21 protein-coding genes, 1 tRNA gene and 1 pseudogene are annotated in these 21,222 nt (G+C 65.9%); 8 read left to right on the forward strand and 15 right to left on the reverse strand.

Features of this window, described 5'->3' with window-relative positions:
• Positions 1-245 precede the first annotated feature (245 nt).
• From ACYQ8K_RS14250 to ACYQ8K_RS14265, 4 genes are all read right to left on the reverse strand, one after another.
• Positions 246-422: a hypothetical protein gene (locus ACYQ8K_RS14250; protein ID WP_459969929.1), complete on the reverse strand. Its 177-nt coding sequence runs from the start codon at positions 420-422 to the stop codon at positions 246-248.
• Between the two features lie 2 nt (positions 423-424).
• The gene (locus tag ACYQ8K_RS14255) at positions 425-826 is read right to left on the reverse strand and encodes a DUF3846 domain-containing protein (RefSeq protein WP_459969931.1); all 402 of its coding nucleotides are present in this window, start codon (positions 824-826) and stop codon (positions 425-427) included.
• Positions 827-1,140: 314 nt separating this feature from the next.
• Positions 1,141-2,115 carry an AAA family ATPase gene (locus tag ACYQ8K_RS14260; RefSeq protein WP_459969933.1) on the reverse strand — a complete coding sequence of 325 codons (975 nt, stop codon included), beginning with the start codon at positions 2,113-2,115 and terminating at the stop codon, positions 1,141-1,143.
• A gap of 136 nt (positions 2,116-2,251) precedes the next feature.
• Positions 2,252-2,617, reverse strand: a complete 366-nt coding sequence (locus ACYQ8K_RS14265) for a hypothetical protein (protein ID WP_459969935.1) — start codon at positions 2,615-2,617, stop codon at positions 2,252-2,254.
• A gap of 215 nt (positions 2,618-2,832) precedes the next feature.
• Between ACYQ8K_RS14265 and ACYQ8K_RS14270 the strand changes: the two genes are divergently transcribed.
• Positions 2,833-3,036 carry a helix-turn-helix transcriptional regulator gene (locus ACYQ8K_RS14270; RefSeq protein ID WP_459969937.1) on the forward strand — a complete coding sequence of 68 codons (204 nt, stop codon included), beginning with the start codon at positions 2,833-2,835 and terminating at the stop codon, positions 3,034-3,036.
• 2 nt (positions 3,037-3,038) lie between these two features.
• Entirely contained in the window at positions 3,039-4,208 is a 1,170-nt protein-coding gene (locus ACYQ8K_RS14275) for a site-specific integrase (protein WP_459969939.1), read from the forward strand.
• 43 nt (positions 4,209-4,251) lie between these two features.
• Here ACYQ8K_RS14275 and ACYQ8K_RS14280 read toward each other — a convergent pair.
• The 6 genes from ACYQ8K_RS14280 to ACYQ8K_RS14305 form a co-directional block, all read right to left on the reverse strand.
• Positions 4,252-4,325, reverse strand: a tRNA-Ile gene (locus ACYQ8K_RS14280).
• A 139-nt stretch (positions 4,326-4,464) separates the two neighbouring features.
• On the reverse strand, positions 4,465-4,812 hold the full coding sequence (locus ACYQ8K_RS14285; RefSeq protein WP_459969972.1) for a hypothetical protein: 348 nt from the start codon (positions 4,810-4,812) through the stop codon (positions 4,465-4,467).
• Positions 4,813-5,221: 409 nt separating this feature from the next.
• Complete coding sequence (locus tag ACYQ8K_RS14290) at positions 5,222-5,644, reverse strand: hypothetical protein (RefSeq protein ID WP_459969941.1); 423 nt, start codon at positions 5,642-5,644, stop codon at positions 5,222-5,224.
• A gap of 409 nt (positions 5,645-6,053) precedes the next feature.
• A complete protein-coding gene (locus ACYQ8K_RS14295) occupies positions 6,054-6,911 on the reverse strand; it encodes a carboxymuconolactone decarboxylase family protein (RefSeq protein WP_459969943.1) in 858 nt (285 codons plus the stop codon).
• 40 nt (positions 6,912-6,951) lie between these two features.
• A complete protein-coding gene (locus ACYQ8K_RS14300) occupies positions 6,952-8,325 on the reverse strand; it encodes a metallopeptidase TldD-related protein (RefSeq protein ID WP_459969945.1) in 1,374 nt (457 codons plus the stop codon).
• 49 nt (positions 8,326-8,374) lie between these two features.
• Positions 8,375-9,892, reverse strand: a complete 1,518-nt coding sequence (locus ACYQ8K_RS14305) for a TldD/PmbA family protein (protein ID WP_459969947.1) — start codon at positions 9,890-9,892, stop codon at positions 8,375-8,377.
• Positions 9,893-9,965: 73 nt separating this feature from the next.
• Here ACYQ8K_RS14305 and ACYQ8K_RS14310 point away from each other — a divergent pair, with 73 nt between their 5' ends.
• From ACYQ8K_RS14310 to ACYQ8K_RS14320, 3 genes are read left to right on the forward strand one after another with little or no spacing between them, the layout of a single operon-like run.
• Entirely contained in the window at positions 9,966-10,835 is an 870-nt protein-coding gene (locus ACYQ8K_RS14310; RefSeq protein WP_459969974.1) for a carbohydrate ABC transporter permease, read from the forward strand.
• Entirely contained in the window at positions 10,822-11,646 is an 825-nt protein-coding gene (locus tag ACYQ8K_RS14315) for a carbohydrate ABC transporter permease (protein ID WP_459969949.1), read from the forward strand. The genes ACYQ8K_RS14310 and ACYQ8K_RS14315 overlap by 14 nt, the downstream gene beginning before the upstream one ends.
• Entirely contained in the window at positions 11,643-12,983 is a 1,341-nt protein-coding gene (locus ACYQ8K_RS14320; RefSeq protein ID WP_459969951.1) for an extracellular solute-binding protein, read from the forward strand. Before ACYQ8K_RS14315 ends, ACYQ8K_RS14320 begins: the two co-directional genes overlap by 4 nt.
• Positions 12,984-12,990: 7 nt before the next feature.
• Here the strand turns inward: ACYQ8K_RS14320 and ACYQ8K_RS14325 are convergent, their stop codons facing one another.
• Genes ACYQ8K_RS14325 through ddaH form a run of 3 tightly spaced genes read right to left on the reverse strand, consistent with a single transcriptional unit; the run spans position 12,991 to position 16,575 of the window.
• The gene (locus ACYQ8K_RS14325) at positions 12,991-14,445 is read right to left on the reverse strand and encodes an amino acid permease (RefSeq protein WP_459969953.1); all 1,455 of its coding nucleotides are present in this window, start codon (positions 14,443-14,445) and stop codon (positions 12,991-12,993) included.
• 28 nt (positions 14,446-14,473) lie between these two features.
• The gene (gene rocD / locus ACYQ8K_RS14330) at positions 14,474-15,724 is read right to left on the reverse strand and encodes an ornithine--oxo-acid transaminase (protein ID WP_459969955.1); all 1,251 of its coding nucleotides are present in this window, start codon (positions 15,722-15,724) and stop codon (positions 14,474-14,476) included.
• A complete protein-coding gene (gene ddaH / locus ACYQ8K_RS14335; RefSeq protein WP_459969957.1) occupies positions 15,721-16,575 on the reverse strand; it encodes a dimethylargininase in 855 nt (284 codons plus the stop codon). The genes rocD and ddaH overlap by 4 nt, the downstream gene beginning before the upstream one ends.
• A gap of 121 nt (positions 16,576-16,696) precedes the next feature.
• On the opposite strand from ddaH, the gene ACYQ8K_RS14340 reads away from it, so the two are divergent.
• Entirely contained in the window at positions 16,697-17,143 is a 447-nt protein-coding gene (locus ACYQ8K_RS14340; protein ID WP_459969959.1) for an Lrp/AsnC family transcriptional regulator, read from the forward strand.
• Between the two features lie 44 nt (positions 17,144-17,187).
• On the opposite strand, the gene ACYQ8K_RS14345 is transcribed toward ACYQ8K_RS14340, so the two are convergent.
• A complete protein-coding gene (locus tag ACYQ8K_RS14345) occupies positions 17,188-18,042 on the reverse strand; it encodes a CbiQ family ECF transporter T component (RefSeq protein ID WP_459969961.1) in 855 nt (284 codons plus the stop codon).
• Positions 18,039-20,081 (reverse strand): ABC transporter ATP-binding protein, encoded by a 2,043-nt coding sequence (locus ACYQ8K_RS14350; protein ID WP_459969963.1) that lies wholly within the window; start codon positions 20,079-20,081, stop codon positions 18,039-18,041. The genes ACYQ8K_RS14345 and ACYQ8K_RS14350 overlap by 4 nt, the downstream gene beginning before the upstream one ends.
• 109 nt (positions 20,082-20,190) lie before the next feature.
• On the opposite strand from ACYQ8K_RS14350, the gene ACYQ8K_RS14355 reads away from it, so the two are divergent.
• Positions 20,191-20,679: a MarR family winged helix-turn-helix transcriptional regulator gene (locus ACYQ8K_RS14355; protein ID WP_459969965.1), complete on the forward strand. Its 489-nt coding sequence runs from the start codon at positions 20,191-20,193 to the stop codon at positions 20,677-20,679.
• A 131-nt stretch (positions 20,680-20,810) separates the two neighbouring features.
• A pseudogene (locus ACYQ8K_RS14360) lies at positions 20,811-21,149 on the forward strand (FHA domain-containing protein); the annotation flags it as partial.
• Positions 21,150-21,222: the final 73 nt, after the last annotated feature.

A 21,222-nucleotide genomic window follows, 5' to 3' on the forward strand; every position in this document is an offset into this window, starting at 1 on the left:
GTAAGCACGGCCCCACTACCGGTATTGGCAGGCCGGGAAGCCCCTGGACGCCTCGATCCGCCGGTATCAGGGATGCGAAGAAGGCCCGGGCGGCCAGGTGATCACCGTCCGGGCCTCTCCTGCGCCGCACCACACTCGGCGCAAGCCCTTCGCCGAGGAGTATGAGCTGTGCCGCTCCGCGCGGTCTTCGGCGAGTTGTGCCAGGCATGCCAAGGAAAAGGGTGGCACAACTGGCACAGCGCCGCTCAAAGAGCGTCGCAGGTCTTGTCCAGCTTGCCCTCGATGACGGCCAAGCGGCCGTGCAGTGGCCTGGTGGCGTTAATGTACTGCTGGGTCAAGCTGACGAGCTGCCCCGTCACGTCGCCCCTCTCGGCCAGCAGGTCGCCGATCTCGACTTCGCGTAAGCTCGGCCAGTCACTCATGATCATGCCTCCTGAGTCTCGCGGTAGATGCGCTCCATGCGTTCGAAGAGGTCGATAACGGCGTCGGAGACTGGGTCTGATTCCATGGCCTCGTTGGAGACGCCAGTGACGAATATCGGCCCCTGCAGCACGTCGCGGCTTTCCATGTCTGGGTCGAGGTTCCACCAGAGGTAGGTGGCCAGCTCGTTCATCGGGAGACCTTTGGGCTTGCTCTCTTCATCAACCCAGAGGATGCAGTGGTCCGTGACGTATGGCTCAACGTACTCTCCGCCGACCAGCTCTTGGAAGCCGCTCAGGTTCTGGTCGATCTCACGGATCTCGTAGGTGTTGTCAGGCTGGATGATGAGTGCCCTGATTGTTGGACGCGCAGTCATTGTTTGAGAGGAAACTACTACCTGGCTCATGGTTCGCCCCTTGCAACGCGTCGGTCGACGACCGGTGCCCTACCGGCCAGATAAGTATTGCATGCACGAATAATGTTGTCTAGCAGTAGATTTCGCTGGTGTTATAGGTTTACGTAAGATATCCGAAGCCCTCATGCGACAACTGCGTATGCTGGTCCCAGCAAGCTAGGTGTCCTTTTGTCCGTTTCGACCATCCTGGCAGGTCAATCCCGCATTCCGTTGTCCGCCCGAAGGTCCGGGGCTTGTCCGTTTGTCCGTAGGTCTACGAATCGGACATCCGGACAGTCACTTACGTCATCAATGTCTGTTAACTTCTAGCCCGGGACCTGTGCTGATACGGGAATCGGACAGTCGGACAGCAATTTTGGCGAGTAACGCCCTCGGTCGATCCGTGTGATCAGTCCGTAGTCATCAGCCAACCGACGAAGATACTTGCCAGCGGTATCGCTGTCGATGCCGAGTTGCCGCGAAACGTCTGCCGGGGTAGTGGTCTGTCGTGAGTTGACCAGCGCCAGAAGGCTTGTCATCTTCTCGCCTAACCGTGGCCCTTGCGCCTGCTCCGCAGCGTCGCTGAGATCTGTGCCGTTTGAAGTCCAGACGCCATCATCGAAGCGGAGGTTGTAGCCCGCTTCAACCACATCACGACCAGTCACCCTCAACACAGCGTTGCTCTCAGTGCGCTCACGCGTCAGCACCATCACAAAGTCAGCGGCACCCATCAACCCGTTGGTACCCGATGCCAACTCTAGGAAGTCTTCGCTTTCACCCTTGCGGGTGTGGTGAACGCCCAGGACAGTAGCACCTAAATCGGCGATCAACTTCAAGGAGCGACCGAACTCGTAGTCTTCGCGGTAGAGCTCGGCCCCACGCTTACGCGCCGGTCTGATACAGCCAAGGGTGTCGATCATGATTACCGGATTCGTCCCCGCGTGGTCCGTCGCGAACTGCTTTGCCGCCTCCGAAGCGTCCAATGGATCGGTCCGCAAAACCAACGCCTGAGGCGCAGGCTCCTCATCAAGGATGCGGCGCTGGCGCTCCCGTAGCCGTCGATGGCTGTCCTCCAGCGCAAGGTACAGCACAGGCCGCTGCTCCACCGGTACGCCAAGGAACGACGTACCTGCGGCGACCGCCAGGCCGAGACTCAATACCAGCCAGGATTTGCCGATCTTTGGTGCCGCCGCGAGGATTCCGAACCCTTCAGGAAGCAGACCCGGCACCGTCCAGGACAGCGCCGGAATGTCGATGCCATCGAGTTCTGCTGCGGTGATCCCGCCAACCACCACGCTCATGCCAGTCCTACAGCTCTCATCGTTGCGGACTCATGAGAGCGGCAGCCCGCCATCCATTCCCAATGCTTAGACCCCGTGCTTTGACCCGTGTACCACCGACGCCACTTGATCTGCTTCCCGGTGCAACACCGCCCGCTCATCGGCTGCCGCCTTGGATGCGTTGCAGTTCATCTGCGGCACGAGACAGTGTTGTCGCCAGCATAAGCGCCTCATCCGCGTGCAGGTTGAGAGCACTTTCGAGGCAGACCCACATCTCCACTGCCCCGCCCTCGAACTGACAACCGGAAAGCTCGACCTCGACGGGATCAATTGAGCTTGTTCCAACTGTCCACCTTTGGCATCCGAAATGCCGGAGCCAATACTGGTGGCCGCAGCTTCCCTCGAACAAGTGCCATTCACCGATCCAAGCCGCTCCTGGTGGTGCTGGAATGTGTGCGAGTTCGCTCCTCGAACCAGAATCTTCGCCGTCGTCGCCGTATGCGTTTCGAGCCAGGTGGATCATCGATCCCTCCTCCTATCTTGCCGCGATCAGCCCAAATCGACGTGAGTGCGCGAGAACCCTTCTTGAAGAACGGCTTACGGGTTGTCGCGTTTCAGTCAAATCTGCAGTGGCTGTCGTTTGTGACCATCGCCGAAAGACTAGGTCGATCGTTAGGGCGTCGAACGGAACGAAACTTTTCCGTTCGACGGCGAAGTCATTGGTATTGACTAGGACGCATGACGAACACATCAGAGGTGGTATGGCTCAGCCGGAAGGATCTTGCTGAGCGTCTTGGCGTGCCGTACAAGACGCCAGCCGAATGGGCCACAAAGGGCACAGGACCAAAGTATGCGCGGTTCGGTCGCCACGCCCGCTATCGGCTCAGCGATGTCATCGCATGGGAGAACCAGCAATTCGCCACCGCGCAAGGGGAAGGGTAGCCGTGGCAGGTAGACCTCCGCTACGGATCGGGCAGCACGGCAAGGTAAGTCGCACGAAGCTCAGCAATGGCATTTGGCTGGCACGATGCCGATACCGCGACACAGATGGCGTCACACGGATCGTAGAGAGACGCGGCCCCGCAGACGAGTTTGACCAACGCGGCAAACTGGCCGAAGACATCCTCATCGAATCTTTGAAGAACCGGCGACCGCCCACCGTTGCCGATGAGATCACACTCGACACACCGGTCAGCGCGCTTGTCGAGCGACACCTGGACCGGTTGGCCGAGGATGGTCGCTCCCCCGTCACCATATCCACTTACAAGTTCGCGGCCGGGAAACTCAACAAGTTCATCGGAGGCGTGCGCGTGAGCGAGGCGACGCCTGCACGCGTTGACGCTGCTATCCGGTCGATGCGGACTGCGCACGGCCCGACGATGGCACGGCAAGCCAAAACCATTCTCAAGGGCGCTCTGCACCTCGCGGTGATGGCCAGCGTGCTTAACGCAAACCCGATCCGTGATGTCCAGGCAATTCGGTCCAAGGCGCAGCCGAAAGGAGCTACCGCCCTCACCGGCGACCAACTACGTGAGCTGCTGGGCGAGCTACGAGCCTCCGAGCATTGCCGGGAGCGTGACCTCGTCGACCCGATCACGGTGTTCATTGCCACGGGCTTACGACCGAGCGAGTTGTTCGGCCTGCGGTGGACTGACTTCGACGCGGAGGCCGGGACGGTCACGGTCGCCGGCGCTGTGATCCGAGTGCCGGGCGAGGGAATGCAGTGGAAAGACGCGCCCAAAACGACCGCGGGTGCGCGGACTATCAAGCTACCCACGTTTGCCATCGACACGCTGACCGTCCGCCACTCGCGACCGTACCTGGGCGAGCAGGCGATGATCTTCCCATCAACCGCCGGGACTTGGCGCGACCCGAATAACTTCCGTAAGCAGTGGCGTCAGGTGCGGGGCGATCTCGGCGTGCCCGATGCCAAGCCCTACAGCTTCCGCAAGGCGGTAGCGACCTTGATCGACGACGAAGGACTCTCGCCTCGGATCGGGGCCGACCAGCTCGGCCACGCCAAGGTTTCGATGACGCAGGACCGGTATATGAGCCGTGGCAGCATCCACACAGAGGTCGCAGAGCTGCTCAACCGCACCATAAACGATGAATAAACGATGGATCTCGGCGCGACTGATCCAAAAATAGCCTCTGAAGTGGGGCGGGCGGGGCTCGAACCCGCGACCAACGGATTATGAGTCCGCGGCTCTAACCAACTGAGCTACCGCCCCCGACAGGGTTGTCCGTAGGAAACCGTAGCCGAAGACGACAGTCAGGGTACGTCGGGCGGGGGCCGCCGCCTCGACCCGAGCCGACATGCACGATGGGCGCCCCAGACCGGGAGCGCCCACCGCCTCTATGCCCTTGAGATCACGCAGGCGCCGGCCCCGGCTGCCCGGCTTGACCCTTGATCTTGGGGATCATCTCTGGCGCGTAGACGAAAATCGCCGACTCGACCTCCCACTCGGCCTGGGCTTGGGTCATGGACGTGGTGCGAGTGATCATGTTGATCAGCTCCTGGCCCTCTCCGTACGGATTGGGGTTGGACCGAACCTGATCGGCGAACCACCGCCCCTCGGCGGCCTCGCTGCAATCGTTGAAATCGGCGTTGTGCACCATCTTGTTTTGCGCCAGCAGATTGATGTACTGGTCGTCGGCTGGGCTCATATTGCACGCCGCCGACGCCTGCGGCGCCGACACCACAGCGCCACCGACCATCGCGGCGCCCAGCGCAAGGCCGGCGACTCCCGCCGTCAGGACCTGCGTGCGCGATCGTGTCGTTCCCACTTCTCCGAACCCCCTTTTCGAGAGATTTGCTACCTTCCCTTTCGCAGCAGAGTTCGGGTACCACCGGCGCTAAGCGCGGCAAACGACGATTCCGACAAACAACGCGTGAACAGCACTTACCTGAAATTACTGTGCGAGAAACTATTCGGGTACAAAGCGGTAACAGCGGCGGTTCCCATACGGGCAATGCGGCGTCGCCTCTCTGACGTCGCCATCAAGGGCGTGGTTGCCGTAGATTCGAGTTAGCTGCCCTACCAACACGAAAACGGCCGGATGGCAACGCCCTCACGGCCGGTTACGTTCGGAGCGCGCTAAACCCGCTGCACCCCAATGGTTCTCGCTACGCCGCTGGCCAGTCTGCCTTCGCGGCCTGGTCTTTGATCTTGGGAATCATGTCGGGCGCGTAGACGAAAATCGCCGACTCGACCTCCCACTCGGCCTGCGCCTGAGTCAACGGCGTGGTGTTCGTGATCATGTTGACCAACTCTTGGCCCTCGCCGAACGGGTTGGGGTTGGAACGAACCTGGTCGGCGAACCAACGGCCCTCGGCGGCCTCGTGGCAATCGCTGTAGTCGGCGTTGTGCACCATCTTGTTCTGCGCGAGCAGGTTGATGTACTGGTCGTCGGCCGGACTCAAACTGCACGTGGCCGAGGCGAGCGGAGCCGACAGCACGGCGCCGCCGAGCATCGAGGCGCCCAGCGCAACACCGGCGGCCCACGCCGATGACACTCGCACGCGTGAGCGTGTACGGGTGCTTGTCATTTCGAACCTCCCTCTGCGCGGGAACGCTGCCGCGTCCGGCGCAACCCAAGCTAGAAATCCTGCAAACAAACTGACCGGGAAAGCCATCCGGACCGCGGGCGATTGACGCACGATCCATGGCCATCCGGCTCGGGCCACGCTGCCATCTCGTTACCGTCACATATTTGTTCACATAAGTCTCAGTGACCGCGCTAAAAGTAGCGAATGACCCCCACACACAGCGGAAACGGACGCTTGCGCAGCAGTGTACGAATGGTTAACATTTCGTGCCCTCGCCGCCGGACGAGCCGGCGGCCGAGCCCTCAACCACGCGGCGCCACAACACCTGTGGCCAGCCACGACTTACCCCTCGCGCGCCGTCAGCTAAGACCGGTCCGGCCCAGCGCTAGCGAACGCGCGTGGGCAAACGTCAGCTGAATACCGTCTGACCGTCGGCGTCGAGCAGGTACCGCTCGGTGCCGGACTCGACGCGCGGCGCGTCGGCGTCCAAAGACACCGCGACTTTATTGCTGGCATTTCGCATGATGTCGAAGGTGAGCTCCACGGCCTCCGCCTCGGAGAACCGGGAGCGCACCTCGGCGACATCGTCGGCGACGAGGTGCGCAGGGGTCCAAATTAACGCATCGGCATAGCGCAGCGCTGCTTTGGCGCGGTCGTCGAGCAAACTCGACGATTCGAAGTGCGCGATCTCCTCGTACAGCGTTTCCGAACCGCCGGCATCGAGCGCGTTGCCCTCGCGGAGCGAGTTGCACAACCGGCAGTTGTGCTGGGCCGCCCCGCGCAGCCGAACCAGTTCGGAGGTCACGGGGTCGAGCGCACGCATTCGCGCCACCGCGATTAAAAAGTCGTTGAACACCGGAGCCGACGGATCGGTGGTGTGATCCCAGGCAATCGGTTGACCGACCCAGCCGAGGTATTGCGCGCCGACGCCGAGCGCTTCCAGTCCGGCCCGCACCCGCGGGACGAAGTCGGCGATGAACATCTGCACGACGACGCCAAAGCTGCGGTCCCCTAGCTGCTTCCACAACCGCGACCGCTGCTCGGCGGTGACCGACGAGACGTCGGCGCTGAACTGTTCGGCGAATTCGGCGACCGCGGCCTCGGCTTCCGATTCAGGCTCGCCGACCTCGACGCTCGCGGGCAACGGCGGCAGCGACATCGTCTGCGCGCATACCTTGCGAACCAGCGCCGCCAGCCGGCCGTCGCCCGGAGTCAACGACACCAACCGGGTGAGCTGGTCTTCTCGAACAGAAACCGGAGCCGCCATTCGTCACACGCTAGAACGCGCGCTGCCCGGCGGCAATGAGTTACTGGGCCTGGCTCACCGAGGACATGTGGAAGTCGGGTATGCGCAGCGACGGCATCGCGGCGCGGGTGGCCCAGTCACCCCATTCGCGGGGCAGGGTCTTTTCACTGACGCCGGCTTCGGTAGCCCGCCGTAGCAGGTCCAGCGGACTTTCGTTGAACCGGAAGTTGTTGACTGCCGCGGTCACCTGGCCGTCCTCGATGAGATAGACACCGTCGCGGGTCAGCCCGGTGAACAACAAGGTGGTCGGGTCGACGACGCGGATGTACCACAGCGTGGTCAGCAGCAGGCCGCGCTCGGTGGCCGCGATCATGTCGTCCTGACTGGCCGTCCCGCCGGTCATCACCAGGTTGTCGGCGGCCACCGCGACGTCGACGTCGTATTTGGCGGCCGTGGCTCGCGGGTAGGCCAGCGCGTTGATCACCCCGTCGCGGATCCACTCCACCTGATTGATCTCCGCACCGTTGTCGAACACCGACACCGTTTCCGAGGAACTGCTGACCGCGACGAACGGCGTGCAGGCCAGGCCGGGTGCCATCGGATCGGAATAGAGCGTCAGCGGCAGCTCGGTGAGCCGCTCCCCCACCCGGGTTCCCCCACCGGGGGCCGAGAATGCGGTCCGGCCCTCCTGTGCGCCGCGGCCGGCCATCGACCACGCCATGTAGATCATCATGTCGGCCACCGTCGACGGCGGCATGATCGTCTCGTAGCGTCCCGCCGGTAATTCCACGCTGCGTTGTGCCCAGCCCAGCCGCGTCGACAGCTGCTCTAGCAACGAATCGGTTGGCACATCGACGAAGTCGGGTGTCCCGACGCCGGCCCAGGCGCTGGCGTCGCCGCGTTTGGCGTTGATCTCTACCGCCCCGGCGGGCTGGGTGAAACGTCGCCGCAATCCGGTCGACGATGCCAAGAAGGTCGTCGAAACACTATGGTGGGCAAAGCCATACAGCCGGTCTTCGCCGCGGAAGCCGCGGGTCAGCGAGTCGGCGACGTCGGAGAAGATCAGCGGCCCAGTGCCGGGCACTGGCGCGTCCCAATCGACGGGCACCCCGGCATCGCTCAGCAGCGGCGCGGCATCGCCGGCCTCCGGCGCCGCGCCGGCCGCCTCCTGCGATGTGGCCACCAGCCCGGGCAGCACCCGCGGATCGGCCTCGGCGGACACCACTGTGCCGATGCGCGCGCCGGACCCGCGGCGCACCACCGAGATCACCGTCACGCTGCGGCTCACCGAAACCCCGTTGGTGGTCATCGAATTGCCCGCCCACCGCAGCGTGGCCTCGACCTTGTCGGTGACCAGCACCATGGTCTCGTCGGCGCGGCCGAGCTTGGCCGCCTCATCGAGCACGATGTTGACGACATGCTGCGCAGTGATCATCAGCGCCGCTCCTCCTCATCGCTGCGCGCTGCATCGTCGCTGTTGCGGATCATCGGCCGCCCTCGGTGCGGGTGTTGAGCACGTTGACGCCACGGAACAACGCCGACGGGCTGCCGTGGCTGACCGCGGCGATCTGACCGGGCTGGGCCTTGCCGCAGTTGAACGCGCCGCCCAGGCGCCAAGTCGACGCTCCCCCCACGGCCTCCATCGAATTCCAGAACTCGGTCGTGGTGGCCTGATAGGCGACGTCACGCAGCTGACCGTCCAGCCGGCCGTCGCGGATCCGGAAGAATCGCTGGCCGGTGAATTGGAAGTTGTACCGCTGCATGTCGATTGACCATGACTTGTCGCCGACGATGTAGATGCCGTCCTCGACCCGGCCGATCAGGTCGTCGGTGCTGATGTCGTCGGGCGCCGGCTGCAGCGACACATTGGCCATCCGCTGGATCGGCACATGGTGCGGCGAGTCGGCATACGAGCATCCGTTGGAGCGAGGCTGCCCCAGGCGTCGCGCGAATACCCGGTCGAGCTGGTAGCCGGTGAAGATGCCGTCGCGCACCAGATCCCAGCTTTGCGCAGCCACGCCCTCGTCGTCGTAACCGATGGTGGCCAAGCCGAATTCAACGGTGCGGTCGGCGGTCACCGTCATCACCGGGGACCCGTACCGCATGGTGCCCAGCTTGTCCGGCGTCGCGAACGACGTGCCGGCATAGGCCGCCTCATAGCCGATCGCACGGTCGTATTCTGTTGCGTGCCCGATTGATTCATGGATTGTCAGCCACAGGTTGGTCGGATCTATCACCAGGTCTTGGCGACCCGCAACGACGGTGGGCGCCTTGATCTTCTCGGCCAGCAATGACGGCAGCTGCGCCAGCTCGTCGGTCCAGTTCCACACCTCGTCGCCGGCCAACACCTCCCAGCCCCGCCCCATCGGTGGCGCCAGCGTGCGCATCGAATCGAAGCTGCCCGCCGCCGGATCGACCGTCACCGCTTCCAGCGAGGGCAGCACCCGCACCCGCTGCTGGGTGATCGAGGATCCGAAAGTGTCGGCGTAGAACGTCTGCTCCTTGACGGCGGTGAGGAGCGCCGACACGTGGTTGATGCCGTCGGCGCTCAGCAGCCGCCCGGAGTAATCCTCCAGCACGGCGATCTTGTCGGTGGTCGAGATGTCGAACGGGTCGATCCGATAGTCCGACACCCAGGTCGCGTCCGTATAGACCGGTTCGGGCGCCAGCTCGACGCGCTCGCTGCTCAGCGTCGCCAACGTGGTGGCCACGTGGACCGCGCGCCGCGCCGTCTCGGCCGCCACCGAGGGCACCAGCTCCGCATGCGAGGCGAATCCCCAGGTGCCGTCGACGATCACTCGGACCGCCAGTCCGACCTCACGATTGATAACCGCGGTCTCCAGCTCGCCGTCGCGCAGCTGGATGATCTCGGTAATGATGCGATGAACCCGCAGGTCGGCGTGCGTCGCCCCGGCCGCCTTGGCCGCCGAGAGCGCGGCTTCGGCCAGGTCGTGGCGCGGCAGGTCCAGGAAGTCGGCATCGATCCCCCGGTTCGGTGTCACGGTTCCACCGTAACGGCCGGTCCCCCCAAACCCGGGTGGCGCCCGCTTTAATTACCCCATGGCCAGCGCGGTGCTGAGGAAACAACCTCGATCCACCGCGCTGGGCTACGCGCTGCTGGCGCCCAGTCTGTTCGGCGTGCTCGCCTTTCTGCTGCTGCCGATCCTGGTGGTGCTCTGGCTGAGCCTGTGCCGATGGGATCTGCTCGGCCCTTTGCACTTTGTGGGCCTGTCGAACTGGCGGTCGGTGCTGACCGATGCCGGGTTCGGCAACTCGCTGATCGTCACGGTCATCTTTGTGGCGATCGTGGTGCCGGCGCAGACCGCGTTGGGGCTGCTGGCCGCGACCATGCTGGCGCGCCAACTCCGCGGCACCAACCTGTTTCGCACCCTGTTTGTGCTGCCGTGGATTTGCGCACCGCTGGCCATCGCGGTGCTGTGGCGCTGGATCCTGGCTCCCACAGACGGCGCCGTGAGCACCGTGCTCGGACACAGCATCGAGTGGCTGTCGGATCCCAGCTTCGCGCTGCCGCTCGTGTCGGCCGTGGTGGTGTGGACCAACGTCGGCTACGTCTCGTTGTCGTTTCTGGCGGGCCTGCTGGCCATTCCCGACGACATCCACGCCGCCGCACGCACCGACGGCGCCACCGCGTGGCAGCGGTTCTGGCGCATCACCATGCCGATGCTGCGGCCGACGACCTTCTTCGTGCTGGTGACCGGGATCGTCAGCACGGCACAAATTTTCGACATGGTCTACGCGCTGACCGGCGGCGGCCCGGCGGGCAGCACCGACCTGGTGGCCCATCGCATCTATGCCGAGGCGTTCGGCTCGGCATCCATCGGCCGGGCGTCGGTGATGGCGGTGGTGCTGTTCGTCATCTTGATCGGCGTCACCCTGGTTCAGCATCTGTACTTCCGGCGACGGATCAGCTATGACCTCACCTAGCCGCATCACGAATGTGTTGATTTACGCCGGGCTGTCGCTGGGCGCGTTGATCACGTTGGCGCCGTTCGCACTTGGATTGATGACGGCATTCACCTCGTCGCACCAATTCGTTACGGGCACCCCGTTGCAGCTCCCGCGCCCACCCACGCTGCGCAATTTCGCCGATCTGGCCGGGGCCGGGTTCGGCCGCGCGGCGGCGGTGACAGCCTTGGTGACGGCGGTGATCCTGGTGGGGCAGTTGACCTTCTCGGTGCTGGCCGGATACGCCTTCGCGCGCCTGCACTTCCCCGGGCGTGACGCGCTGTTCTGGGTGTACATCGCGACGCTGATGGTGCCGGGCACGGTCACGGTGGTGCCGATGTATCTGATGATGGCCCAGCTCGGCCTGCGCAACACGTTCTGGGCGTTGGTGCTGCCGTTCATGTTCGGCTCGCCGTACGCGATCTTCTTGCTGCGCGAGCACTTCCGGATCATCCCGAACGACCTCATCAGCGCCGCCCGCCTGGACGGGGCGAACACCCTCGACGTGATCGTGCACGTGGTGATCCCGTCGAGTCGCCCGGTCCTGGCCGCGCTGGCGCTGATCACGGTGGTCTCGCAGTGGAACAACTTCATGTGGCCGTTGGTGATCACCAGCGGGCACAAGTGGCGGGTGCTCACCGTCGCGACCGCCGACCTGCAGTCGCGGTTCAATTCCCAGTGGACGCTGGTGATGGCGGCGACCACCGTCGCGATCGCCCCGCTGATCGCACTGTTCGTGGCCTTCCAGCGCCACATCGTCGCGTCGATCGTCGTCTCGGGACTCAAGTGACCCGGCCCCGGTTTTCCACGTTGGTCGCGGGATCGGTTGCGCTGGTGGCGGTGCTACTGGCCGCGACGGCGGTGCTGCTGGATTACTCCGGCCAGCCCCATGGCGGCAAGACCGTGGTCACCGTGCGCATCTGGGGCGATCAAATCGGCGCGGCCTATCGGCAATCCTTCGAGGCCTTCAGCCGCGCCCATCCCGACATCGAGGTGCACCTGAACCTGGTGGCGTACTCGACCTACTTCAACACGCTGCGCACCGACGTGGCCGGCGGCAGCGCCGACGACATCTTCTGGTTGTCCAACGCCTACCTCGCGGCGTATGCCGACAGCGGCCGGCTGCTGGACATCGGCGATGCGCTCGGGCCCAAGGCGGCCTCGGACTGGGAGAGGCCGGTCGTCGAGCAGTTCACCCGCAACGGAACCCTGTGGGGCGTGCCGCAATTGACCGACGCGGGAATCGCGATGTACTACAACGCGGATCTCCTCGCCGCCGCCGGCGTCGATCCCGCCCAGCTGAACACCTTGCGGTGGAGCCCCGGCGCCGGCGACACATTGCGCCCCCTGCTGGGCCGGCTGACCGTCGACGCCGACGGAAACCACGGCGACACATCGCTTTTCGATGCGAGGCGGGTACGCCAGTGGGCGTACAACGCGGCCAACGACCCTCAGGGCATCTACCTGAACTACATCGGATCGGCAGGAGGCGTTTTCCAGCGGGGCGACACGTTTGCGTTCGACAACCCCGGTGCCGTGACGGCCTTTCGGTATCTGGTCGACCTGATCAACCGCGACCACGTCGCGCCGCCCGCCGCCGACACCAACGACAACGGCGACTTCTCCCGCAACCAGTTCCTGGCCGGCAGGATGGCGCTCTTTCAGTCCGGCACCTACAACCTGGCGCCGGTGGCCCGCGATGCCCGCTTCCACTGGGGTGTGGCGATGATGCCCACCGGACCGGCGGGCCGGGTCAGCGTCACCAACGGCATTGCCGCGGCGGGCAATGCGGCGACGAAGCACCCCGACGCGGTACGCCAGGTGCTGGCCTGGATGGGCAGCAAGCAGGGCAACGAGTACCTGGGGCGTTACGGCGCGGCCATCCCCGCGGTGACCTCGGCCCAACCGGTCTACTTCCGGTACTGGGCGGCGCGGGGTGTCGACGTCACACCCTTTTTCGCCGTCCTGAACGGTCCGCGCATCGCGGCGCCCGGCGGCGCGGGCTTTGCCGCCGGCAATGATGCCCTGCAGCCGTATTTCGACGAAATGTTCTTGGGCCGTGGCGATGTCGCGGCGACCCTGCAGCGGGCTCAGACGGCGGCCAACACCGCCGCGGCACGCCAGTAGGGACCCGTCACCGGGCGTCGTCCGCTGACCGCTCGGCCGCCTCCTCGTTGAGCGCGCTGTGGTGGCGCCCCCAGACAAAATAGAAGACCAACGCCATCGATACCCAGCCGCTGAACGCGATCCAGGTGTACCAGTGCAGGCTGGCCAGGATGTAGCCGCAGGCCGCCACCGAAAGGATCGGCGTGACGGGATAACCCGGCACCTTGAATCCCCGTGGCAGGTCGGGCTCGCGCACCCGCAGCACGATCACCCCGACCGAAACCACGACGAACGCGGTGAGCGTGCCGATCGACACCATGTCGGCGAGCTTTTGCAGCGGGATGAACGCGGCCAGAACCGAGGCGACGATCGCGACAATCACCGTGTTGTTCACCGGCGTCATGGTGCGTGCGTTCACCGTCGCGAACCGCGCGGGCAACAGCCCGTCGCGGCCCATGGCGAACAAAATGCGGGTCAGGCCGTACATCGTGACGAGCGTGACGCTGAAGATCGAAAGCACCGCTCCGGCAGCCAGAATCGTGCCCGCCCAGCCGCCGTGCGTGACGTTGTCGAGAATGACGGCCAGCCCCGCTTCCTGTTGGCCGGCGAAGTTCTGCCACGGCTGGGTGCCCAGCGCGGCCACCGCGACGAGGACGTAGACGCCGGTGACGGTCAGCAGCGCGCCGATCAGGGCGCGCGGCATGGTTTTCTGCGGATCCTTCACCTCGTCCCCCGCGGTGGACACGGCATCCAGCCCGATGTAGGAGAAGAAGATGGTGCCGGCGGCCGAACCGATGCCGGAAACACCGAAGGGCGCGAAGTCACGGAGATGGCTCGCGTCGAACGCCGTGAATGCGACGATGGCGAAGACGACCAACACGCCGAGTTTGATCATCACCATGATGGCGTTGACCCTGGCCGACTCGCTGGCGCCGCGGATGAGCAGCAACGCACACATCACGATCAGCAGGACCGCCGGCACGTTCACGTACCCCGGTTGGGTATCCCACGGCGCGGCCGACAAGGCTTGCGGCAGCTGGAATCCCAGGACGCTGCTCAGCAGCTTGTTCAGGTAGCCACTCCAGTTGACCGCGACCGCCGCGGTGGCCACCCCGTATTCCAGAAGCAGACACGCCGCGACGCCCACGGCCACCACCTCGCCGAGCGTCGTGTAGGCGTACGAATACGACGACCCCGAAACCGGTACCGCCGAGGCCAATTCGGCGTAGCAGACGGCCGCCAGCCCGGCGGCGAGGCCCGCGAGGAGGAAGGAGACGATCACTCCCGGCCCAGCCTCGGGCACCGCCTCAGCCATGACGAAGAAGATGCCGGTGCCGACCGTGGAGCCGACCCCGAACATGGTCAGCTGGAACGTGCCGATGCCGCGCTTGAGGTGATCGGCGGTCCCGGGTGCGACGTGCGCGCCCACCACCGGGCGCCGCCGGAGCATCTGCTCTTTCAGGCTGATCGACGTGGCTGGCAAGCGCCCCTCCTGTGGCCGGATCAGCTGATTATGAAGCAGCCTCCCGCAATACCGCAGCAAGCCGGCCGACCGCCCACTCGATCTCCTGGGCGGTGACCACCAAAGGCGGAGCGAAGCGCAGCGTCGAACCGTGGGTTTCTTTCACCAGGACGCCGTGGTCGGCCAGCCGTAGGCTGATCTCCTTGCCGGTGCCCAGCGCCGGGTCGATGTCGACACCCGCCCACAAACCCAGGCCCCGTATCTCCTGGACACCGTGGCCGATCAGCTGTCGCAGCCGCCGATGCAGGTGCGCGCCCAGCGCGGTCGCCCGGGCCTGAAACTCGCCGCGCGCCAGCATGGACACCACCGTGGTGCCGATGGCGGCCGCCAGCGGGTTGCCGCCGAAGGTGGAGCCGTGCTCGCCGGGATGCAACACGCCCAGGATGTCGCGGTCGGCCACCACCGCCGACAGCGGGACCACTCCGCCGCCCAGCGCCTTGCCCAGCAGGTAGACGTCGGGGACCACCCGCCACCGGTCGCAGGCGAACGTGTAACCGGTGCGCGCCAGGCCCGACTGGATCTCGTCGGCGATCATCAGCACGTTGTGCTCGCTGCACAGCGCGCGGACCGCCGGCAGGTAGTCGTCGGGCGGGACGATGATCCCGGCCTCGCCCTGGATGGGCTCCAGCAGCACCGCGACGGTGTTGTCGTCGATCGCCTGCGCCAACGCGGCGGCGTCACCGAACGGCACGGAACGGAATCCAGGCGTGAAGGGCCCGAACCCGTTTCGCGCGGCGGGATCCGAGGAGAAGCTGACGATGCTGATCGTGCGGCCGTGAAAGTTGTTGTCGGCGACGATGATGTTGGCCTGATCCGCGGGCACACCCTTGACGTCGGCGCCCCACTTGCGGGCGATCTTGAGGCCGCTTTCGACGGCCTCGGCGCCCGAGTTCATCGGCAGCACCATGTCCTTGTCGCACAGGTAGGCAAGAGCGGCGCAGAAGGGTCCGAGCTTGTCGGAATGAAATGCTCGGCTGACCAGCGTCACGGTGTCGAGTTGGGCATGTGCGGTCGCGGTGATCTCCGGGTTGCGGTGACCGAAGTTCACCGCGGAATAGGCGGACAGGCAATCGAGGTAGCGCCGGCCGTCGATGTCGGTGATCCACGCGCCCTCGGCGCTTGCGGCGACCACCGGGAGCGGCGAATAATTGTGTGCCGCGCGCCTTTCCACGAGACGAATCGCGGAGTCGATTCGGTTGGCGGTGACCTTCTGCGACGTCTGCGCATCGAGGATCGTCACGGGAATACTTCCAGGGTGCAGCACTTGACGGAACCGCCGCCCTTGAGCAGCTCGGACAAATCGACGCCAATCGGCTCGAAACCGGCCCGGCGCAGCTGTGCCGCGAAACCCGTTGCTGCGCTGGGCAGTACCACGTGCAGACCATCCGAGACGACGTTGAGGCCCAGCACGTAGGCGTCGGCCGTGTCGGCGATGATGGCATCCGGGAACAGCGCGCCCAGCCGCTCCTGGGCGTCGGAGCTGAACGCCGGTGGGTAGTACGCGATGGTGTTATCGTCGAGAACCGCCAGGGCGGTGTCGAGGTGGTAGAAGCGGGGGTCCACCAGCTCCAGCGAGACCACCGGCGCGCGCAGGGCCGCGGAGATTTCCGCATGCGCACGCCGGTCGGTGCGAAATCCCCAGCCGGCCAACACGATGTCGCCGACCTTCAGCAGGTCGCCTTGCCCTTCGTTGACGTGTCGGGTGCGCATCGGCCGATAGCCCAGCGACGACATCCACCTGGCGTAGGCGCGCGATTCGCCGGCCCGCTCGGCGAACCGGAACCTGGCAACGATCGCGACATCGTGCGCGACGAACCCGCCGTTGGCGGCGTAGACCATGTCCGGAAGCCCCGGCACGGGCTCGATCACGTCTACGCGGTGCCCGAGCCGTATATAGGTGTCATGCAAGCGTTCCCACTGCGCGTGCGCGCGGCCGGCATCGACTGGTGTGGCGATGTCCATCCAGGGGTTGATCGCGTACTCGACCGCGAAAAAGGCCGGCGGCGTCATCGCGTACCGACGGGCGCTCGGGGTGCGACCGAACGTGCCCGGCCCGGCTGTTCGGGGCGCTAGCACGTGTTGTTCCGTCATGAATCAACGATATTTAGGCCACCGCTGTTAATCAAACCACGCATATTGCGTGTCTACGGTTGATTTATTGCGCTATAGTCACGAAATTGCCGATTTGTTGTTTATCACTCGGGAGCGGGCCATGGACCGCTTGGACGAGACCGACGAGCGCATCCTCGCCGAGCTGACCGAGCATGCGCGCGCCACCTTTGCCGAAATCGGCGAGAAGGTGAATCTGTCTGCGCCGGCGGTGAAACGGCGCGTGGACCGGATGCTGAACAGCGGGGTCATCAAGAGCTTCACCACGGTCATCGACCGCAACGCACTGGGCTGGAACACCGAGGCTTACGTGCAGGTGTTCTGCCACGGCCGGATCGCGCCCGACGAGCTGCGAGCGGCGTGGGTGGATATCCCCGAGGTGTTCAGCGCCGCGACGGTGACCGGTACCCCCGATGCGATCCTGCACGTACTGGCCCGCGACATGCAGCATCTGGAGGCGGCCCTCGAACGAATCCGGTCCAGTGCCGACATCGAGCGCAGCGAGAGCATCGTTGTGTTGTCCAACCTGATCGATCGGATGCGGCCGTAAGGCTCGGCGGTCAGCGCCGGCGGAGCAGCCGGACGGCGGGTTGCCTAATGGAACTGCACTAGCGAGTCGATCACGACTCCGATGGCGCCGGCCGCGGTGGTGATGCCGAGTGCCACCCAGTCCGCCAATTTCGGTCGCGCCGGCGCGGCCGCCAACTGGCCGATGCCGCCCCGGGCGGTGATCGCGTCACCCATCTCGTCGGCCCGTCGCAGCGTCACAACGATTGCCGCCGTGAGTAAATCGATCATGTCGCGGGCCTGCTGGCGCCGCCGCGCCCTGCGGTTCCGCGGTTCCTGGTTGGGGCGCAGCCGCCGGGCGGCGTAGAGCACCTGGAACTCTTCGATCAACATCGGGAAGGCGCGCAGCGCGAGCGCCAGGGCGACGGCCCATTCGTCGCTCGGGATCCGCAGCCACCGCAGGGGTCGGCCCAAAGCCGCCAGCGCCGGCCCCATTTCGGCGACATTGGTGGTCCACGACAGCATCGCACCGAGCCCGATCAACACGATCGACAGCGCGGTGACCCGCACGAAGTGCAGCGTTCCGCCCAGCCCGATATGCACTCCGGCTATCTCGATCACCGGACTGCCGGCACCGAGCGCCGCGGTTATGGCGCCCACCGCCAGGGCGATCCATATCCAGCGCCGCGGCGAGGGCAACGCGCCGCGGGGTATATGGGCGAGCCGGGCCGCGCTGATCAGCAAGGCCAACATCAGCCCGACGGTCGCCCAGCCCGGGTAGAACGTCAGCAGTATCGAAACGCCCAGCACCACCAGCAGTTTGGTGCCGGCCCACAACTCGTGGATCTTCGACGTGCCGGGCACCGGCACCAACAGCACCACCGGACGATGCGTGCGCCGGGTGCGGCTCGGTGCCGGCTTGGTATCCGCGGGTGCGCTCACGACATACCCCCCGCCGCGGTCGACGCCGTTTCCAGCACGCCGTCGCGCAGGAACAGCGCTCGCGGACAGAGCTCCTCGAGCCCGACGATGTCGTGGGAGATCACCACGACCGTCAGGCCTCGTTCCTTGCGCAGGTTCTCCAGCAGCCGCAGCAGGCCGCGCTGGCTGCCGATGTCCAATCCGGCCAGCGGCTCGTCGAGAACCAACGCTCGCGGGGAGCGCGCCAGCAGCCCGGCCAGCACCACGCGGCGCATCTGGCCGCCGCTGAGTTGATCGATGCGGCGCTTGCCCATCGCCGGATCCAGCCCGACCGACATCAGCGCCTCGGCCACGCGATCGGTGTCGAGGTGCGAAAAGCCCGCTGCCGATGCGACTTCGGCGTCGACGTGATCGCGCATCAACTGCAGCCGGGCGGACTGGAACGACAGCGCGACGTCGCCCACGCGCTCGTGGGTGGGCTCGCCGTCGATCAGGCAGGTGCCGGCGGTCGGGGTCGTCAGGCCGGCCATGATCCACGCCAACGTCGACTTGCCCGAGCCGTTGCCGCCGTGGATCAACACTCCGTCGCCTTGCTCCACCGCAAAGCTGATGTCGCGCAGGGCGACCTTGGACCACGGTGTGCCGCTGGCGTATTCGTGGCTGACCTCGATGAGTTCCAGCACCGGCGTCCGCGAGCTGTGACCGGCGGCGGTGGTCTGGGCCGGCGCGGTCGCGGCGTCGCTCGTCACCGTGTTGTCCGGCGAATCGCTGAGTTTGATGATGCGATCGGCGGACGCGGCCTCGTTGTCGTAATGGGTGATGTGCACCAACGCCGTCTGGTGTCGCTTCGCGAGGCCGGAGAGCACGCCCAGCAAGGCATCTCGCCCCTGCTGGTCGACCATGGTGGTGACCTCGTCGGCGATGAGCAGCGCCGGGTCCCGCGCCAGCGCGGCCGCGAGCGCGAGGCGCTGCAGTTCCCCGCCGGACAAGCTTCCGGTGTCGCGTTCGGCCAGCCCTTCGAGGCCGACCTCGTGCAGCAGTTGATTGACGTCGATCTCGGCGTCCGGGGGCAATCCCCACACCACGTCGTCGGCGACCCGGGTGCCCAGGACCTGGCTTTTGGGGTGCTGCAACACGATTGCCGTGCCGCCCATCTCGCCGAGCCCCACCGTTCCCGGGCGTTCGACGCTGCCCGCCGTCGGTGCCCGGCCGGCCAGGATCAGCATCAAGGTCGTCTTACCCGAACCGTTAGCGCCGGTGATCGCGATGTGTTCGCCGGCCTGCACATCGAGACTGACCTCGCGCAGCGCGTCCCGCTCGGCGCCGGGGTACCGGAACCGCACCTTGTCCAACCGCACCGGCACCGGCCCCACCGGAATCCCTTGCGCCTGCTCATCATCGGCGGTGTCCAGCTTGTGGACGTCCGGGATTTTGCGCATCCGCTCCAGCAGGCGGGACAGCGCCGACCAGCTGATGAACGCAACGATGACGACCAACAGGACCATGTAGGGGAAGATCAGCAACGGCCAGTGCTGTATCCCGTCGGCGACGTAGCGCTTCAGCCCCACGCCCACGCCCTGCAGGTGGACCCAATTCAGAAACGCCGCGACGCCGTTGGCGTTGGCGGTGATGACGTCGAAGAACAAGTGCCGCAGCCGGGTCAGGACCGCCAGGACCGCGACCCAGCCGGCGCCCCAGAGGACGCCGGCGGCCAGCGACAACAGCGCGACGGTCGGCAAGCCGCGACCTTTGCGTTTGACGATGCCGCACAATCCGCCGACCCACGCGCAGTCGATCAGCATGAACAGGCTGCCCAGCCCGGCGATCAAAAAGGCGATCACCCCACCGGCCACCGTCGCGGCCATCAGCGCTCGCGGGCGGTAGCGGTACGCCAGCAGTCCCATCGGCACGGTGCCCAGCACGCCGAGCCCCTGCGCGAATGGGATTACCGCGGCCAGGATCTCGATCGCCGCGCAGAGGGCCCCCATGACCGCGGCCTGTGCCAACTCATTCGGCCGCAGCGCCCCTTCCTTCGATCGCCGGAAACGCAGCAAGGTCACTTGGGCGATTCTGCCAGCCGTTAGCGGGGGCGCGCGCTGAAGATGGGTTTTGCGCGGCACGCGTCGCCATTTTTGGCCTCGCTTAGCAAAGCTATGCAACCATGGAGACATGGACAACGTCGTCGATGCCGCAAAGCTCGAGGGAGCGCAGGGACTGGGAGCCGACTTGCTCGCCGTGGTCGCTCGGCTCAACCGCATGGCCACCCAGCGCATCCAGATGCCCTTGCCGGCCGCGCAGGCCAGGCTGCTGGCCACCATCGAAGCTCACGGCGAAGCCCGCATCGGTGACCTGGCCGCCGTCGACCACTGTTCGCAACCGACGATGACGACGCAGGTGCGCCGCCTCGAGGAGGCGGGCCTGGTCACCCGGATGGTCGACCCGGGGGACGCGCGTGCGGTCCGAATCCGCATCACGGCCGAGGGCCGGCGCACGCTCAACGCGGTCCGGGCCGACCGCGCCGCCGCGATCGAACCGCAATTGGCGCTGCTCGACGACGCGGACCGGCAGGTGCTGATGCAAGCCGTCGACGTGCTGCGCGGGCTGCTCGACAGCGCCTCGCCTGCCACCTCCCTTGCGGGCCGCCGCAACCCACTGTGAGCGGCGCGACGCTGGCGGTTGAAGCTCGGGCAGGGGTAGACACTTAAACGAGCGCGGCGACCGACGCCTGCGGGCGGGCCAGTCCTGAAGGCGAGACAAATCGAGCTGACCGGTGACGAAAGGTGGCGGGCATGCCGACCGAGGCTTCGGCCGTTCCGGCCTCGCTGACCGTGTGGGCCGGACCGACGCGGTATGTCTTCACGCCGGGCCGCGACGTGCTCGTGGGCTACGGCCCGGGTTGTGACATTCCGCTGGCGCACCTGGGCAATCCCCCGCAACCGCCGCCGGCCCCCCGGGTGGATGTGATCCTGCGGTTCACGGGGACTCACTGGGTGGCCATCGATCTCAGCCGCCGCGGCATCTTCGCCGGGGGACCGCGGATGCCGACGGTCGAGATCCGCGACGGCCTGGGGATCAGCATCGGGGATCCCCAGCACGGTCCGCGCCTGGTCTTTCAAACCGCGCCCTCGGCCGGCTGACGAGCTCGACCGCCAGGGCGGCGCACCGGCGCACCTCGGGCGAGAGCTTGCGGATCCTGGTGTC

The organism is Mycobacterium sp. MUNTM1, assembly GCF_054660795.1.